General features: G+C 69.3%; 15 protein-coding genes and 2 tRNA genes. 12 read left to right on the top strand and 5 right to left on the bottom strand.

Annotated elements, in window-relative coordinates:
* Window positions 1-74: 74 nt before the first annotated feature.
* The gene (locus WHN02_RS25955) at window positions 75-467 is read right to left on the bottom strand and encodes a hypothetical protein (protein ID WP_434741260.1); all 393 of its coding nucleotides are present in this window, start codon (window positions 465-467) and stop codon (window positions 75-77) included.
* A gap of 331 nt (window positions 468-798) precedes the next feature.
* Here WHN02_RS25955 and WHN02_RS25950 point away from each other — a divergent pair.
* The 3 genes from WHN02_RS25950 (at window position 799) to WHN02_RS25940 (ending at window position 2,523) form a co-directional block, all read left to right on the top strand.
* Window positions 799-871: transfer RNA gene (locus WHN02_RS25950), tRNA-Asn, on the top strand.
* Window positions 872-1,047: 176 nt separating this feature from the next.
* The gene (locus WHN02_RS25945) at window positions 1,048-2,286 is read left to right on the top strand and encodes an NAD(P)/FAD-dependent oxidoreductase (RefSeq protein WP_434741259.1); all 1,239 of its coding nucleotides are present in this window, start codon (window positions 1,048-1,050) and stop codon (window positions 2,284-2,286) included.
* Window positions 2,287-2,446: 160 nt separating this feature from the next.
* A tRNA-Ile gene (locus tag WHN02_RS25940) sits at window positions 2,447-2,523 on the top strand.
* Between the two features lie 128 nt (window positions 2,524-2,651).
* Here the strand turns inward: WHN02_RS25940 and WHN02_RS25935 are convergent.
* Both WHN02_RS25935 and WHN02_RS25930 read right to left on the bottom strand, forming a co-directional pair.
* Window positions 2,652-3,026, bottom strand: coding sequence for a type II toxin-antitoxin system VapC family toxin (locus tag WHN02_RS25935; protein WP_434741258.1), 375 nt, complete (start codon window positions 3,024-3,026; stop codon window positions 2,652-2,654).
* Window positions 3,023-3,277 carry a type II toxin-antitoxin system Phd/YefM family antitoxin gene (locus WHN02_RS25930; RefSeq protein ID WP_434741257.1) on the bottom strand — a complete coding sequence of 85 codons (255 nt, stop codon included), beginning with the start codon at window positions 3,275-3,277 and terminating at the stop codon, window positions 3,023-3,025. The genes WHN02_RS25935 and WHN02_RS25930 overlap by 4 nt, the downstream gene beginning before the upstream one ends.
* A gap of 115 nt (window positions 3,278-3,392) precedes the next feature.
* On the opposite strand from WHN02_RS25930, the gene WHN02_RS25925 reads away from it, so the two are divergent.
* Together WHN02_RS25925 and WHN02_RS25920 are read left to right on the top strand one after the other, a co-directional pair.
* Window positions 3,393-3,647 carry a FitA-like ribbon-helix-helix domain-containing protein gene (locus WHN02_RS25925; protein ID WP_434741256.1) on the top strand — a complete coding sequence of 85 codons (255 nt, stop codon included), beginning with the start codon at window positions 3,393-3,395 and terminating at the stop codon, window positions 3,645-3,647.
* Window positions 3,629-4,045 carry a type II toxin-antitoxin system VapC family toxin gene (locus WHN02_RS25920; protein WP_434741255.1) on the top strand — a complete coding sequence of 139 codons (417 nt, stop codon included), beginning with the start codon at window positions 3,629-3,631 and terminating at the stop codon, window positions 4,043-4,045. Before WHN02_RS25925 ends, WHN02_RS25920 begins: the two co-directional genes overlap by 19 nt.
* Before the next feature lie 17 nt (window positions 4,046-4,062).
* On the opposite strand, the gene WHN02_RS25915 is transcribed toward WHN02_RS25920, so the two are convergent.
* The gene (locus WHN02_RS25915; RefSeq protein ID WP_434741254.1) at window positions 4,063-4,368 is read right to left on the bottom strand and encodes a MazG-like family protein; all 306 of its coding nucleotides are present in this window, start codon (window positions 4,366-4,368) and stop codon (window positions 4,063-4,065) included.
* Between the two features lie 85 nt (window positions 4,369-4,453).
* Entirely contained in the window at window positions 4,454-4,732 is a 279-nt protein-coding gene (locus WHN02_RS25910; RefSeq protein WP_434741253.1) for a hypothetical protein, read from the bottom strand.
* Between the two features lie 679 nt (window positions 4,733-5,411).
* Between WHN02_RS25910 and WHN02_RS25905 the strand changes: the two genes are divergently transcribed.
* The 7 genes from WHN02_RS25905 to WHN02_RS25875 all read left to right on the top strand — a co-directional run bounded on the left by WHN02_RS25905 (window position 5,412) and on the right by WHN02_RS25875 (window position 13,768).
* Window positions 5,412-6,500: an ROK family protein gene (locus WHN02_RS25905; RefSeq protein WP_434741252.1), complete on the top strand. Its 1,089-nt coding sequence runs from the start codon at window positions 5,412-5,414 to the stop codon at window positions 6,498-6,500.
* Between the two features lie 73 nt (window positions 6,501-6,573).
* Window positions 6,574-8,094 carry an ABC transporter substrate-binding protein gene (locus WHN02_RS25900; RefSeq protein ID WP_434741251.1) on the top strand — a complete coding sequence of 507 codons (1,521 nt, stop codon included), beginning with the start codon at window positions 6,574-6,576 and terminating at the stop codon, window positions 8,092-8,094.
* 77 nt (window positions 8,095-8,171) lie between these two features.
* Window positions 8,172-9,113 (top strand): ABC transporter permease, encoded by a 942-nt coding sequence (locus tag WHN02_RS25895; RefSeq protein ID WP_434741250.1) that lies wholly within the window; start codon window positions 8,172-8,174, stop codon window positions 9,111-9,113.
* On the top strand, window positions 9,110-10,882 hold the full coding sequence (locus tag WHN02_RS25890; RefSeq protein ID WP_434741249.1) for a dipeptide/oligopeptide/nickel ABC transporter permease/ATP-binding protein: 1,773 nt from the start codon (window positions 9,110-9,112) through the stop codon (window positions 10,880-10,882). Before WHN02_RS25895 ends, WHN02_RS25890 begins: the two co-directional genes overlap by 4 nt.
* Window positions 10,879-11,709 (top strand): ATP-binding cassette domain-containing protein, encoded by an 831-nt coding sequence (locus WHN02_RS25885; protein ID WP_434741248.1) that lies wholly within the window; start codon window positions 10,879-10,881, stop codon window positions 11,707-11,709. Before WHN02_RS25890 ends, WHN02_RS25885 begins: the two co-directional genes overlap by 4 nt.
* Window positions 11,710-11,822: 113 nt before the next feature.
* A complete protein-coding gene (locus tag WHN02_RS25880; protein WP_434741247.1) occupies window positions 11,823-12,710 on the top strand; it encodes a sugar phosphate isomerase/epimerase family protein in 888 nt (295 codons plus the stop codon).
* Window positions 12,707-13,768 (top strand): Gfo/Idh/MocA family protein, encoded by a 1,062-nt coding sequence (locus WHN02_RS25875; protein ID WP_434741246.1) that lies wholly within the window; start codon window positions 12,707-12,709, stop codon window positions 13,766-13,768. The genes WHN02_RS25880 and WHN02_RS25875 overlap by 4 nt, the downstream gene beginning before the upstream one ends.

Genomic DNA, 13,768 nt, shown 5'->3' with positions numbered 1-13,768 from the left:
GGTACTCACCGCCGGGACGAACGAACGGGCCGGGTGCCCCCGAAGGGGTGCCCGGCCCGGCGCGTACGACTCGGTCAGATGGTGCTGCCGTTGGTGCCCGTACCACCGGACGGCTTGGTCCGGGCCGTGGTGCTGGGGGTGCTGGTGGTGGTGGACGAGCCCGACTTGGCCCCGACGGTGGCCGGGGTGCCGGCGAACGCGTCGTCGGCGGAGGTCAGCTCGTGCTTGTCGCCGCCGTTGCCGGAGTGCAGCTTCTCGCCCAGCTTGGAGTGGTTCAGCCGGTCCTTGCCCTCGCTGTAGAGCCGGTTGGCCTGAGCCTGCGCAACGCCCGCCGCCTCCTGCACGGTCGGGTGGTCGAGCACCTTGCGGCCCTGCACGACCAACTCCTCGTACTTCTCCCGGCCGGCACGGGCGCCCAGGACGAATCCCGCAGCCAGCCCGCCAAGGAACAAGATCTTTCCGCGCATGGCGGCTCCTTTCGTACCTGACGCACCAGGGGCCGGTCCGCCGGAAGGCTCCGGCGGCAGCGCCCCTTTCGCGCCTACATCCTCTGTCGGCAGCTAACTACCCATCCTCCTGCACAGTCATACCTCCAGGCGCAAGGATGGCGATTTGTCTGGTACGCACCGGTCCCGTGTCGGCTTCTCCGCGGTCCCGTGCGTGTCGTCGCCGGTCCCGGGTCGGCCGGGAGATCGGCGGAACCGGTGCGGCAACCCCCTGGACCGCCGCCCGGGGAAGTCCTGTATTCTTTTGCCGTCACAGGGCGATCGGAGCGATCCGTGAGCCGACTGACGACGGTCCCCCGTAGCTCAATTGGCAGAGCAGCCGGCTGTTAACCGGCAGGTTTTTGGTTCGAGTCCAAACGGGGGAGCCTCTTCCACCACATGCCCGTCGGCCCGCTGCCGACGGGCATCGTCGTTCCCGCACTCTCGTCGTTTCCGCTTTCTCGTCGTTTCCGCACTCCCGGTCGGGGGTAGATCATCAGTTCGTCGTCTCCTGAGGTCCGCCGACCGCCAGGATGGTCGGTGTGGGGAAGGCGGAAGACACATGATCGCTGAGACGGACGTCGTCATCGTCGGCGGCGGACTCGCCGGACTCGCCGCCGCCCGCCGCCTGCACCGGGCCGGTACGCCGTGGCGGATCCTGGAGGCCGGCGACGTCGTCGGCGGCCGGGTCGCCACCGACGAGGTCGACGGATACCTGCTGGACCGGGGCTTCCAGGTGCTCAACACCGCGTACCCGAAGCTCGGCACCCTGCTCGACACCGACCGTCTGGACCTGGGCTGGTTCACCCCCGGGGTGCTGGTCCGCCGGGGCGAGCAGCTGCACCGGCTGGTCAACCCGCTGCGCGAGCCGACCGGCGCGGCGAGCACCGCCCTGGCCGGCATCGGCTCGCTCACCGACCGGATCCGGTTGGCCGCCCTCGCCACCGGCTGCGCCACCCTGCCGCCGAGCCGACTGCTCTCCGCCCCGGAGACCACCTCCGAGCAGGCGCTGCGTCGGGCCGGTCTCTCCGACGAGATCATCGAGGAACTGCTCCGGCCGTTCCTGTCCGGTGTCCTCGTCGACGCCGAACTCGCCACCTCCAGCCGATTCCTGGCCATGGTGCTGCGGACCTTCGTCCGGGGCCGGATCGGGGTGCCCGCCGACGGGATGCGCGCCCTGCCCCGGGCGATCGCCGCCCCGCTGCCCGCCGAGCTGATCGACACCGGGATGCCGGTCGCCGAGATCGTCCCCGGCCGGGTCCGGACCCAGGCCGGTGACATCGGCTGCCGGGCCGTCGTGGTCGCCGTCGACCCGACCACCGCCGGTACGCTCCTGCCGGAACTGCCGACGGTACGCATGAACGCGTACACCACCTACTACCACAGCACCGAGTCGGCACCCCTCGACGAGCCGATCCTGCTCCTCGACGGCGACCGCCGCGAGACCGTCGCGAACACCGTGGTGATCAGTCAGGCCGCCCCCACGTACGCCCCGGCCGGACGACACCTGGTGGCCACGTCGGTGGTCGGTCCGTCGGCCCCACCCGAGTCGGCCGTACGGGCGGAACTGACCCGGCTCTACGGACGGTCCACGGCGGACTGGACGCACCTCACCACCGTCTCGATTCCCGCCGCCCTCCCGGCCGCCCCGCCCCCGCAGGGCCGACTGCGCAAGCCGGTCTCCCTCGGCGACGGCCGGTACGTCGCCGGCGACCACCGGGCCAGCCCGTCGATCCAAGGGGCGCTGGCCAGCGGCTGGGAGGCGGCCGGTGCCGTCCTGGCCGACCTGCGCGCCGCCTGAGCGCCACCCACGGCCCGAGTCGACGCCGTTGCGGGGGCACCCGACCCCGGATGCGCGCTGTTATTCTCGCGTTGCTCATCGTGTAGCCGGGGGTGTTCCACGCCGCTGCCGACATGCTGGCTGTGATCGACTGAGCGGGTTAGTATCCGGCGCACACGTCGGGGCGGTAGCTCAGCAGGTTAGAGCAGGGGACTCATAATCCCTCGGTCGCGGGTTCGAGCCCCGCCCGCCCCACCAGGCAAACGCAGGTCGGCTGATGAGGGTGTACCCATCACATCCGACCCCCGGGCCGCAACGTTCGAGCCGCGGCTGGTGCCCAGGGGATCGCGACGGGCATTCGGGCACGCCAGGACGAGTTCGTCCGATCACACCTTGAGGACGTCCACGTCGTACAGCGCTATCGACGCGTCGCGGGTGGCCAGGGTCAAATTCTCGGTGATCGCCTGCGCCACCAGCATGCGGTCGAAGGGGTCGCGGTGGTGGGGTGGCAGGCGGCCGGCGGCGATGGCATGGGTATGGGTTACCGGGAGCTGGCGGAAGCCCATCTCCCTGACCCGCTCGGCGAGGTCAGGGGGGCCTGCGAGCTTTCCTGCGCGCTGCTTGATGGTGATCTCCCACAGGGTGACGGGAGAGAGGAAGATGTCTGGCTCGTGGCGTAGTTGGTCGAGGAACTCGACGCCGAGGGTCGCATCGCCGGTGATGGCCCAGAGCGCGACGTGGGTGTCCAGCAGCAGGGTCATGCGCCGATGCCGAAGTCGGCGGCGATCTCGGCGTTGGTCTGGGGGGAGTCCCAGTCGCCTGAGAGGTCCAGTTGTCCGGCGAGGGAGCCGACCGCCGTGCGGTTGGCCCGTCGTACAAGCGGCACCACCTTCGCCACCGGGGTGCCTGCACGATCGATGATGATCTCTTCGCCGCGTTCCACCCGTTCGATGATGCGTGACAGGTGGGTCTTGGCTTCATGCATGTTGTAGTGCACGGCTTCAGCCGACATCCTTCGACCTCCTCGTCTAGCTAACAGCTTAGTCGACTCAACCCGATGGTGTCGCCGGTGTGCCGGATGGGCTGCGCAGACTGACAGGTGAACGTGCTGCATGCATGATGAATGCATGGTGGCTCTCCAGATCCGAGACGTGCCGGAAGAAGTGCGAGACGCCTTGGCGGCCCAGGCCAAGGCGCGCGGGCAGTCACTCCAGGCGTACCTCCTGGATCTGGTGGAGACGCAGGCTCGACGGCTGCGCAACACCGCCGCCCTTGATCGCTTCGTCGGCCGATCGGACGGCACCCGCTCGCTGCCGGGGGAGAGCGCCGCAGAGTTGAGCGACCAGCGTGGGCAGCGCGGACCGTGGGACAGTGCCGCGTGATCGTCGTGGACGCGTCGGTCCTGGCCGATGCCCTGGTCGACGACGGGCCGGTCGGCGACGCGGCGCGGACGGAACTGACCGGGGATCCGCACTGGGTCGCTCCAGGCCATCTTCTGGGCGAGGTCGTGTCCGTGATCAGAGGCAAGGTCCTCGGTGGGAAGCTCGGCCTTCCGCGGGCACAGGAGGTGATCGACACCCTGCCCTCGTTGGTGATCGACGAGGTCGGCGTCTCGTTGCTGGTCGACCGGATGTGGCAGCTGCGGGGCAATGTCACGGCGTACGACGCGGCCTACGTCGCGGCGGCGGAGCTGATGGCCTGTCCGCTCGTGACCGGTGATGGTCGGCTCGCCGAGGCAAGCGGCCTACGCTGCGAGATCCGACTGCTCGCGGCTCCCTGACGGCGGTTGCCCGACGATCATCGGCATCGATCCGCGACCTTGCGGGAGCAGTCGTCCATCACCTGCTCGGGGTCGCGCCCGAGGCCGGCGATGGCGACGAGGGCGGTGAAGGCGACGTCGGCGAGTTCGGCGGCGACGTCGTCCACGGTGTGGGTGACGCCCTTGCGGGGGTTCTGGCCGACGGTGCCGATCCAGGCGGCGGCGACCTCGCCCGCCTCCTCGACGATCTTGAGGATCTGGAGGGTCTGCTGTTCTCTGTCGTCGCCGTTGGTGTGGGCGAGGTGGGCGGCGAAGCGGCGGACGACGTCGTAGGTGTCTGTCATCGGTTCTCCTCGGTGTCGTCGCCGTCGAGTCGTCCACTCGTCGGTGGTGGTCCCGGGGCGCGCTGCCGCACCCCGGGGCGGCGGGTCAGGCGGGTTCGTGGGTGGCCTCGAAGACGTCGGGCTTGCAGAAGTAGAACTCGCCCCTGACCCCCTTGATCAGCCAGTCGCCGGGGGTCGCGACGTGCTCGCCTTCCAGGGTGGTGACGGTGAGTCGCCCCCAGTCCTCACCGGCGGGGCCGGTGGGTCCGCTGGTGTGCGGGTCGTAGGCCACGGCTCCGTCGGCCCATTCGACCAGGTCGTGGGCGTCTTCGGGCGCTGCCCAGAGGACGGCGTCGACCTCGACGGGCTTCTTGCGGAACTTCATGGTCTTCTCCTTCTCGTCGGTCGTCTTCGTGCGCCGCCTCGTATCGTCGTTCGGCGATCGGCAGGGCGTTTCCCCGGGCTTGCTGTCGTGGGACGGGAACGTGTCGTGACCGGCCGGGGCAGGCGGTCCGCCAGTGGTCTCATTCGGTCACCGGTTTCGGTGGGGCGGTGGGAGACCGCTGCCGCTGCTGGGCGATCCACGCCGTGCCGTCGGCCCTCGGGCGTTGCGGCCGATGTTCGCGGTCGATGCGTCCCGGCCGTATCCCGTGCCGTGTGGCGGGTGGTGTCGGCCCGCATGTCCACAGCCGTTGACAAGGATTATCGCGCTGCGCCGGAAAGGCCCCGGTGGACCGTACCGAAGAATGGTTTTCGATGTTGTCCCTCACCCCTGTGGGGCTCGGTTCGGCGGGGTCCGGGTGGTCCCTCGGGGTCGCTGTGGGAGGGGTGATGACGGATGGGTGGGCTGGTCGGACCGGGTCCGAAGGGCGGGTGCGGGGTCAGGTAACGACTTGGCAACAAGCCGAACGGGGTCCTTGTGAGAAGGTTTGTTAGCCCCCTGTACTAACCGGGTGAAGCGCATTGATACGGCGGGGTCCTCCTCGCCAGTTCCGTCGGGTCGAGCGGCGGGAGCCCCACGGCGGGACGGGGTTCCGGCCCGGGTCCGCACGGGCGAGAAGGTGTTGCCGGAGCAGGCCCGGGTGCACAACCGCGAGCTGCTGCTGCGCATGCTGTACCGGGAGGGGCCGCGCAGTCGGGCGGACCTGGCGCGACGGACCGGGCTGACGCGGGTGTCGGTCTCGGACGTGGTCAGCGATCTCCTCTCGGATCACCTCGTCCGCGAGGTGGGCATGCGGGCGGGGAGCCGACCGGGCAAGCCGGCCATGATGCTGGAGTTCAACGAGCACGCCTACCGGACCGTCGCCGTGGACCTCAGTCACTCGACGCTCTACCGGGGTGCGGTGCTCGACCTCGGTGGGGCGGTGGTGACCCGTCGGCAGGTCGAGATCGCCGGGAGCGCCGGGACCGACGCTCTGGCCAAGGTCGTGGGCCTGGTCAGGGAGTTGTGTCAGGAGGTGACAGCGCCGCTTCTCGGCATCGGCGTCGGCACCCCGGGCATCGTGGACCTGGGAGGGGTCGTCCTCAGCGCCCCCAACCTGGGGCTGAAGGACGTCAACCTCCAGTCGGTGCTGGCGGAGGAGTTCGCCTGTCCCGTGCACGTGGCGAACGATGCCAACGCGGCCGCGCTCGCCGAGCGCAGCTACGCCGAGAGCGCCGCGGACTCCCTCCTCGTCCGGGTCGGTGTCGGCGTCGGGGCGGGGCTCCTGCTCGGAGGCACACCCGTCCTGGGCAGCAGGTTCGCAGCGGGGGAGATCGGCCATGTGGTCGTGGACCCGGACAGTGACCGGTCCTGCGTCTGCGGCAAGAACGGTTGCCTGGAGACCTGGCTGTCGACCCGGCGCATCCAGGAGGACCTCTCGAAGGCTCGGACCCAGGGGGAACACGACAGGGTGCTCGCCGTGGCGGGGGAGTCCCTCGGTCGTGTGCTGGCTCCGATCGTCGCCGCCCTGAACGTCTCGGAGATCGTCCTCAGCGGTCCGCAACGGGTGCTGGAGGGGCCCCTGGCCGCAACCACCATGGAGACCATCCGGCAGCGCGCGTTGACCGAGGTCCACGGCGACATCGTGCTGCGGCTCTCCGAACTCGGCGACGACATCGTCCTGCGCGGCGCGACCGCGATGGTCATGAGTCAACAACTCGGAATCGTCTGATCCGCTGATCCGAGTCTCGTCACCCAGAGCAACGCCTGATGGCGCTGACTTTGTAGCAATAGAAGGGAACACGGTGCAGCTACCACGCACGCTGACGGCAGCGTTTGCCGTAGTCGCTCTCGCCCTCGCCGGTTGTGGCGCTGGGGGACAGGCCCAGGAAGCGGACTCGTCCCAGCTCGTCCTCGGCAACAACGGCGACGTACTGACCTGGGACCCCGCCGAGATGAAGGAGGGAGCGGTCATCCACTACGCCGAGGCCGTCTACGACCCTCTGCTGCGCAAGACCGCCGAGTCCAAGATCGAGGGCAACCTCGCAACCGAGTACGAGTACAACGACGACCTCACCGAACTCACCCTGAAGCTCCGCGAGGGCGTGACGTTCAGTGACGGTGCCACGTTCGACGGCGAGGCAGTCAAGGTCAACATCGAGGCCCGGAAGGCGGGTGCGGGCAGTGCCTCCGAGGCGGCTCGGGTGATCGAGCGCGTCGAGGTCACCGATCCGGCCACGGTGCGTCTGCACCTGAGCGAGCCGAGCCCCGGCCTGCTGGCCGCGCTGGCGACGTACCTCGGGTACATGGCCAGCCCCACGGCGCTCGCCGCCGGCGGTATCGCCACCACCCCGGTGGGCTCCGGGCCGTACCTGCTCGACGCCGGTGCCTCCGAGAAGGGCGTCAGCTACCGGTTCACCGCCCGCGAGGGCTACTGGAACCGGGAGGCGTTCCCGTTCGAGACCGTGGTGATCCGGCCGTACGAGGAGTTCACTGCCCGGTACAACGCCCTGGCCACCGGTCAGATCCAGTTCATGTACGGGACCTCCGACATGGTGCCGAAGGCCAAGTCCGACGGTCTCACTGTCAAGACGGTGCCCGGCGAGTGGCAGGGGATCATCCTCCAGGACCGTGCCGGTGAGGCCTCGGCGGCCCTCGGCGACGTACGGGTCCGGCAGGCGATCAACCACGCCCTCGACCGCAAGGCCATCCTCGACACCCACTACAGCGGGTTCGGTCAGGTCTCCACGCAGACCTTCAACCCGTCCAGCGAGGCGTGGGTGCCGGAGCTCAACGAGCGCTACCCGTACGACCCGGCGAAGGCGCGGGAGCTGCTGGCCGCGGCGGGCCACGGGAACGGATTCAAGATCAAGATTTCGTTCAGTGAGGGGTTCATGTCCCCGCTGGTGCCGATCGTCACCCAGTACCTCGGCGACGTGGGCATCACCGTCGAGCAGGTCCCCGTCAACGGCTTCGCCAACGGCGGCCTGGAGACCCTGAAGGGGCAGCCCGCCTTCATGCTCTCCTTCTCCACGAACATCCCGGCGTGGACGGACGTGCTGAACAAGCTCACCCCGACCTCGCTGTGGAACCACTTCGGGTACACCGACGAGACCGTCACCCGGCTGCTCAAGGAGATTCCCGCAGCCCAGGGCGACGAGCAGGCCGCTCTCTACAAGGAGCTGAACACCCACCTCGTGGAGCAGGCCTGGTTCGCCCCGATCGTGACGCAGGAGAACGTCTACCTGTTCAAGCCGGAGATCGACGTGACCATGCAGCAGGCGCAGCTGATGCCGAGCCTGCGGTTCTTCGCCCCGGCCAACTGATCCCCCATCCCCGGGTGGGTCGGCTCAGGGTCGACCCACCCGGGGAGTAACCCCAGGTCAGCTAGGAGGTAGCAGGCATGCTGGGCTTCATCGGCCGCCGGCTGGCCACGGGCCTGCTGTTGGCGTTCACGGTCGTGACGGGGATGTACTTCTTCCTCATGCTCACCGGCTCCGACCCCGCCCGGGGCGCGCTCGGTCTCTACGCCACCGAGGAACAGGTGGCTGTCAAGCGGGAGCAACTCGGCCTCGACCGGCCGGTCGTCACGCAGTACCTGGACTGGTTGAGCGGCGTCGTCCGGGGTGACCTGGGCATCTCGTCCGCGCAGAACGCCCGGGTCATCGACCTCATCGTGTCCCGGCTGCCGGTCACCGTGTCACTCGCGCTCGGCGCCGTCCTGGTGGCCGCGGTGCTGGGAGTCGCCCTCGGCCTGCTCGCGGCGACCCGACCCGGCCCCCTCGACCGGGTCCTCCAGGTGGTGATGGTGCTCGGGTTCAGCCTGCCGAACTTCTGGGTCGCGATCATCCTGGCCCTGACCTTCGCCGTACAGCTCGGCTGGTTCCCCGCCACCGGCTACATCCACCTGAGCGACTCACCGAGCGGGTGGCTCTGGTCCATCGTCCTACCCATCACCGCGCTGTCGATCGGCTCGATCGCCGCCATCGCCCAGCAACTCCGCAACTCCGTGATCACCGTCAACAGCCAGGCGTACGTCCGGACGCTGCGCAGCCGAGGGCTGTCGCAACGCAACATCCTGCTCGTCCACGTCCTGCGCAACGCGGCTCCGCCCGCGCTGACCATGCTCTCGTTGCAGTTCATCGCGGCGATGAGCGGCGCTGCCATCGTCGAGCGGGTGTTCGGCCTCCAGGGCATCGGAGCCGTCGCCATCAACGCCTCGGGCAACAGCGACATCCCCGTGATCATGGGCGTCCTGCTCTTCACAGTTCTCGTTGTCGTGCTCGTCAACCTGACGGTCGACATCCTCTACGCCGCGCTGAACCCGAAGGTACGGAACGCATGAGCGTCGACATGACGGCGGCCCCCGCCGGCCGCACCTCCAGAAGACTCCGCGCCTTCCTCGGCAACCCGATGGGTGTGACGGCCGGGGTCGTCCTGCTCGCCATCGTCGTCGCGAGCATCCTCGCCCCCCTCCTCGCCCCCCGCGATCCCAACCTGGTGGTGCTCGCCGAGGCACTCCGTCCGCCGAGCCTCGACCATCCACTCGGTACGGACGGCAACGGGCGCGACATCCTCAGCCGACTGCTCTACGGTGGCCGGGTCAGCCTCCAGGCCGGTGTGATCATGCTGGCCACCGCACTGCTCTGCGGGATCCCCGCGGGTCTGCTCGCCGGCTACTACGCCCGGTGGTTCGACGGGGTCTCCAGCTGGATCTTCAACATGCTCATGTCCCTGCCGGAGATCCTGATCATCATCGTGGTGATCGCCTCCCTCGGCAGCGGCCTCGCCCCCACGATGATCACTCTCGGGGTCCTGGCCTCGCCGGACATCTTCCGGCTGACCAGAAGCGCAGTGATCGGCGTACGCGAGGAGCTCTACTTCGACGCCGCCCGGGTGTCGGGCCTGTCGGACCTGCGCATCATCTTCCGTCACGTGCTCTCCGTCGTCCTGGGTCCGATCCTCGTACGGTCCTCGTTCATCTTCGGCATGGCGATCATCGTCCAGTCCGGGCTGGAGTTCCTCGGCTTCGGTGATCCGCAGCGCCCCAGCTGGGGCGGGGAACTCAGCAACGCCTTCCAGAGCTTCCAGCGGGCCCCCGAACTGGTCATCGCGCCCGGCGTCGCCATCGGCTGCACGGTCATGGCGCTCGTGCTCTTCGGGGCGGCCCTCGCCGACTCCCTCGGGGTCAGCCTCCGGACCAAGGCCAAGCGGGCGGCCCGCCCGGCCCGTACCGACGCCCCTCGGGTCGAGGAGCGGGCCGTCGACGGCGAGCCCACCTCGGACGCCCTCCTGCGGGTGGAGGACCTGGCGGTGCGGTACGTGGCCGAGGACGGCACCGCCAAGGACGTGGTACGGGGGGTGTCCCTGCAGGTGGCGCGCGGCGAGGTGCTCGGCCTGGTCGGGGAGTCCGGGTCCGGGAAGTCCCAGACGTCGTTCGCGATCCTCGGGCTCCTCCCGCCCGACGCCGTCGTCAGCGCCCGGCAGCTCTGCCTGGACGGGCAGCCCCTCATCGGGCTGCGCGACGGGGAGATGCAGAAGATCCGTGGGCGGCGGATGGCCTACGTGCCGCAGGAACCGATGTCGAACCTGGACCCGTCCTTCACCGTCGGCGCCCAGCTGACCAAGCCGATGCGACGTCAGCTCGGCCTCTCCAGGAAGGCGGCGACCGCCCGCGCCCTGGAACTGCTCGACCGCGTCGGCATCCCCGACCCCGCCCGTACCCTCGCCGCCTATCCCCACCAGCTCAGCGGCGGGATGGCACAGCGCGTCCTCATCGCGGGTGCGGTCTCCTGCGACCCCGAACTGCTCATCGCCGACGAACCGACGACCGCACTCGACGTCACGGTCCAGGCGGAGGTCCTCGAACTCCTGCGGGACCTGCAACGGGAGCGCGACATGGGTCTGATCCTCGTCACCCACAACCTGGGTGTGGTCGCCGACATCTGCGACCGGGTGGCGGTGATGCGCGACGGTGTCCTCGTCGAGCAGCGGCCGGTCGCCGACCTCTTCGCCGACCCCCGGCACGAGTACACCCGGATGCTGCTGGACTCGACCCTCGAGGACGCGCCACCCCGGCGGGAGCGCGGCGACCTTCAGGAGGTGGGGTCGTGAGCGCCCCCGACAGGCCACTGCTCGACATCAGCGACATCAACGTCGTCTACCGCGGCGCCCGCTGGCGTAGCCCGTCCTTCCACGCCCTGCACGACGTCTCCATGCAGGTCGGGGCGGGGGAGACGGTCGGCCTGGTCGGGGAGTCCGGCTCGGGGAAGACCACCCTGGGCCGGGCGGTGCTGGGCCTCGCCCCGGTCACCAGCGGAACCGTCACCTTCGACGGCGTCGACATCACCCACGCCGGTCGACGTGCCCGCCGCGCCCTCAGCCGCGACATCCAGGTCGTCTTCCAGGATCCGTACTCGTCGCTCAACCCGGCCATGTCGGTCGAGAACATCCTCGCCGAGCCGTTGCGGGCCCAGGGCGTACCCGGGGCGGAGGCCTCCGCGCGGATCGGGCAGCTGCTCGACCAGATCGGACTGGAGTCCGACGCGGGCCGACGGTACCCCCGCGAGTTCTCCGGCGGGCAGCGGCAGCGGATCGCCATCGCCCGCGCGTTGGCGCTCAAGCCCCGGCTCATCGTCTGCGACGAGCCGGTGAGCGCCCTCGACCTCTCCACCCAGGCCCGCATCCTCGACCTGCTGATCGAGGTCCAGGAGCAGACCGGGGTCGCCTACCTCTTCGTCTCCCACGACCTGTCGGTGGTCCGCTACATCTGCCACCGGGTCGCGGTCATGCTCAAGGGCCGGATCGTGGAGACCGGTGACGGCGACGTCGTCACCTCCAGACCGGAGCATCCGTACGCGAAGCGACTGCTCATGGCCTCGCCCATTCCCGACCCGGTACGTCAGGCGGAACGACGTCGCCGGTACGCGGCCCTCTCCTGATCCCCGCCGACCGGCGAAGACCGCCGACGGGGCGCAACCCCGCCACCCCAGCGGAACCCCGCCGTCCCTGTGAGGACCGCCAGCCCGCCATCCCCGAGAGAGAAGGACATCCCGTGCAGTTCGGTTTCAGTTCGTACTCCTTCTACCAGCACCTGCGTACCGGCAAGATGAGCCTCCTGGACGTCATCGACTGGATCGGTGCCAGCGACGCCACCCACATGGAGATCGCGACGGTGTCGCTGTCGCCCGAGATCTCCAACGACACCTCCACCCTCGACCAGGACCCCGGGTTCGTGAAGGAGATCAAGACCCGGGCGGCCGACCAGGGTGTGACCCTGTCGAACCTCGTCGTCCCGGCCGACCTGCTCGGCCCGGACGCCCAGAAGCACATGGAGCGGGTCAAGCGGCACATCGACGTGGCCGCCGCACTGGACATCACCCTCTTCCGGCACGACGTCGCGAAGTGGGCCCACCGGGCGAAGGACGTCGCCGACTTCGAGGCGCTGATGCCCCGGATGGTGGCGGTGTGCAAGGAGATCGCCCAGTACGCCGCCCAGTACGGGATCACCACCAGCGTGGAGAACCACGGGCTGCTGATGAACGGTGGTGAGCGGGTCCGCCGCCTCATCCACCTGGTCGACGAGCCGAACTTCAAGACCACCCTCGACGTCGGCAACTTCATGTCGGTGGACGAGAACCCGGTGGTGGCGGTCGCCGAGAACGCCCCGTACGCCAGCATCGTGCACCTGAAGGACTTCTACGTCCGCTCGCAGTTCCCGGGCGACGGCTGGCACCACACCTTCGGTGGGACCTACCTGCTCGGCTCCATCGTCGGCTACGGCGACCTGGACATGCGCCGGATCGTGCAGGGCGTCCTCGCCGCCGGGTACGACGGTTTCGTCTCCATCGAGTTCGAGGGCATCGAGGAGTGCCTGATGGCCAACACCGTCGGTCTGGCGAACACGAAGCGGCTCTTCGCCGAGGTGGGGGCGGCCAGGTGAGCAGGCTCGGTGTGGGCGTCATCGGCGTGGGAAGCATCGCGGAGATGCACCTCGCCGCGTACGCCGCCAACCCGGACGTCCACCTCGTCGGGGTGTACGACCTCAATCCCGAACGGAGTGCGCAGAAGGCCAAGACGTTCGACGTGGCCCGGGTGCACCCCACGCTCGACAGCCTGCTCGCCGACCCGGAGATCGACGCGGTGAGCATCTGCACGTGGAACGACACCCACGCGGAGATCGCCACGGCGGCCCTGGACGCCGGCAAGCACGTCCTGGTGGAGAAGCCGTTGAGCCGCACGGCGGGTGAGACCCAGGCGCTCGTGGAGGCCGTCGAGCGGAGCCGACGGCACCTGGAGGTCGGCTTCGTCAGGCGGTTCGGCTCGAACGCCCGGGTCCTCAAGTCGTTCGTGGACAACGGACTGCTGGGCGACGTCTACCACGCCCGCGCGACGAACATCCGGCGGATCGGGAACCCGGGTGGATGGTTCGCCGACCGCGCCCGGTCCGGTGGCGGGCCGCTCATCGACATCGGGGTGCACGCACTGGACCTGTGCTGGTACTTCATGGGCACCCCGAAGGCGGTGACGGTCAGCGCCGTCACCCACTCCCCGTTGGGGAACCGGGCCAACGTGACGTCCCTGTCGCGGTACAAGGTCGCTGACTACGACCCCACGCAGAGCGACGTCGAGGACTTCGCCGCAGCCCTCATCCGGTTCGACGACGGCGCGTCCCTGACCCTGGAGACGAGCTACTCCCTGCACGCCCTCGAAGACCGCCTCGAAGTGGCGGTCTTCGGTGACCGGGGTGGCGCGGAACTCGAACCGCAGCTGCGTATCGCCACCGAGATGCACGACACCGTCCTGAACGTGGGACCCCAGATCGACCACCTCTCGTTCGACTTCGCCGAGGGTTTCCGCAACGAGATCACGCACTTCGTCTCGTTGTGCCTCGGGGAGGCGGAGGCGGTGGCGCCGGTCTCCCACGGTGTCGAGGTCATGCGGATGCTCGACGGGATCTACGAGTCGGCGCGGACCGGTCGAGAAGTCCGGCTGTCCTGA

The organism is Micromonospora sp. SH-82, assembly GCF_051132485.1.
Taxonomy (GTDB): Bacteria; Actinomycetota; Actinomycetes; order Mycobacteriales; family Micromonosporaceae; genus Micromonospora.
The sequence above is the reverse complement of the archived record's forward strand: the minus strand, read 5'-3'. Positions and strand labels throughout refer to the sequence as shown.

Bases quoted from the DNA above. Each gene is read 5' to 3' on its own strand.
- WHN02_RS25955 (WP_434741260.1), bottom strand. From the start codon at position 467: ATGCGCGGAAAGATCTTGTTCCTTGGCGGGCTGGCTGCGGGATTCGTC.
- WHN02_RS25945 (WP_434741259.1), top strand. From the start codon at position 1,048: ATGATCGCTGAGACGGACGTCGTCATCGTCGGCGGCGGACTCGCCGGA.
- WHN02_RS25935 (WP_434741258.1), bottom strand. From the start codon at position 3,026: ATGACCCTGCTGCTGGACACCCACGTCGCGCTCTGGGCCATCACCGGC.
- WHN02_RS25930 (WP_434741257.1), bottom strand. From the start codon at position 3,277: ATGTCGGCTGAAGCCGTGCACTACAACATGCATGAAGCCAAGACCCAC.
- WHN02_RS25925 (WP_434741256.1), top strand. From the start codon at position 3,393: ATGGTGGCTCTCCAGATCCGAGACGTGCCGGAAGAAGTGCGAGACGCC.
- WHN02_RS25915 (WP_434741254.1), bottom strand. From the start codon at position 4,368: ATGACAGACACCTACGACGTCGTCCGCCGCTTCGCCGCCCACCTCGCC.
- WHN02_RS25910 (WP_434741253.1), bottom strand. From the start codon at position 4,732: ATGAAGTTCCGCAAGAAGCCCGTCGAGGTCGACGCCGTCCTCTGGGCA.
- WHN02_RS25895 (WP_434741250.1), top strand. From the start codon at position 8,172: ATGCTGGGCTTCATCGGCCGCCGGCTGGCCACGGGCCTGCTGTTGGCG.
- WHN02_RS25890 (WP_434741249.1), top strand. From the start codon at position 9,110: ATGAGCGTCGACATGACGGCGGCCCCCGCCGGCCGCACCTCCAGAAGA.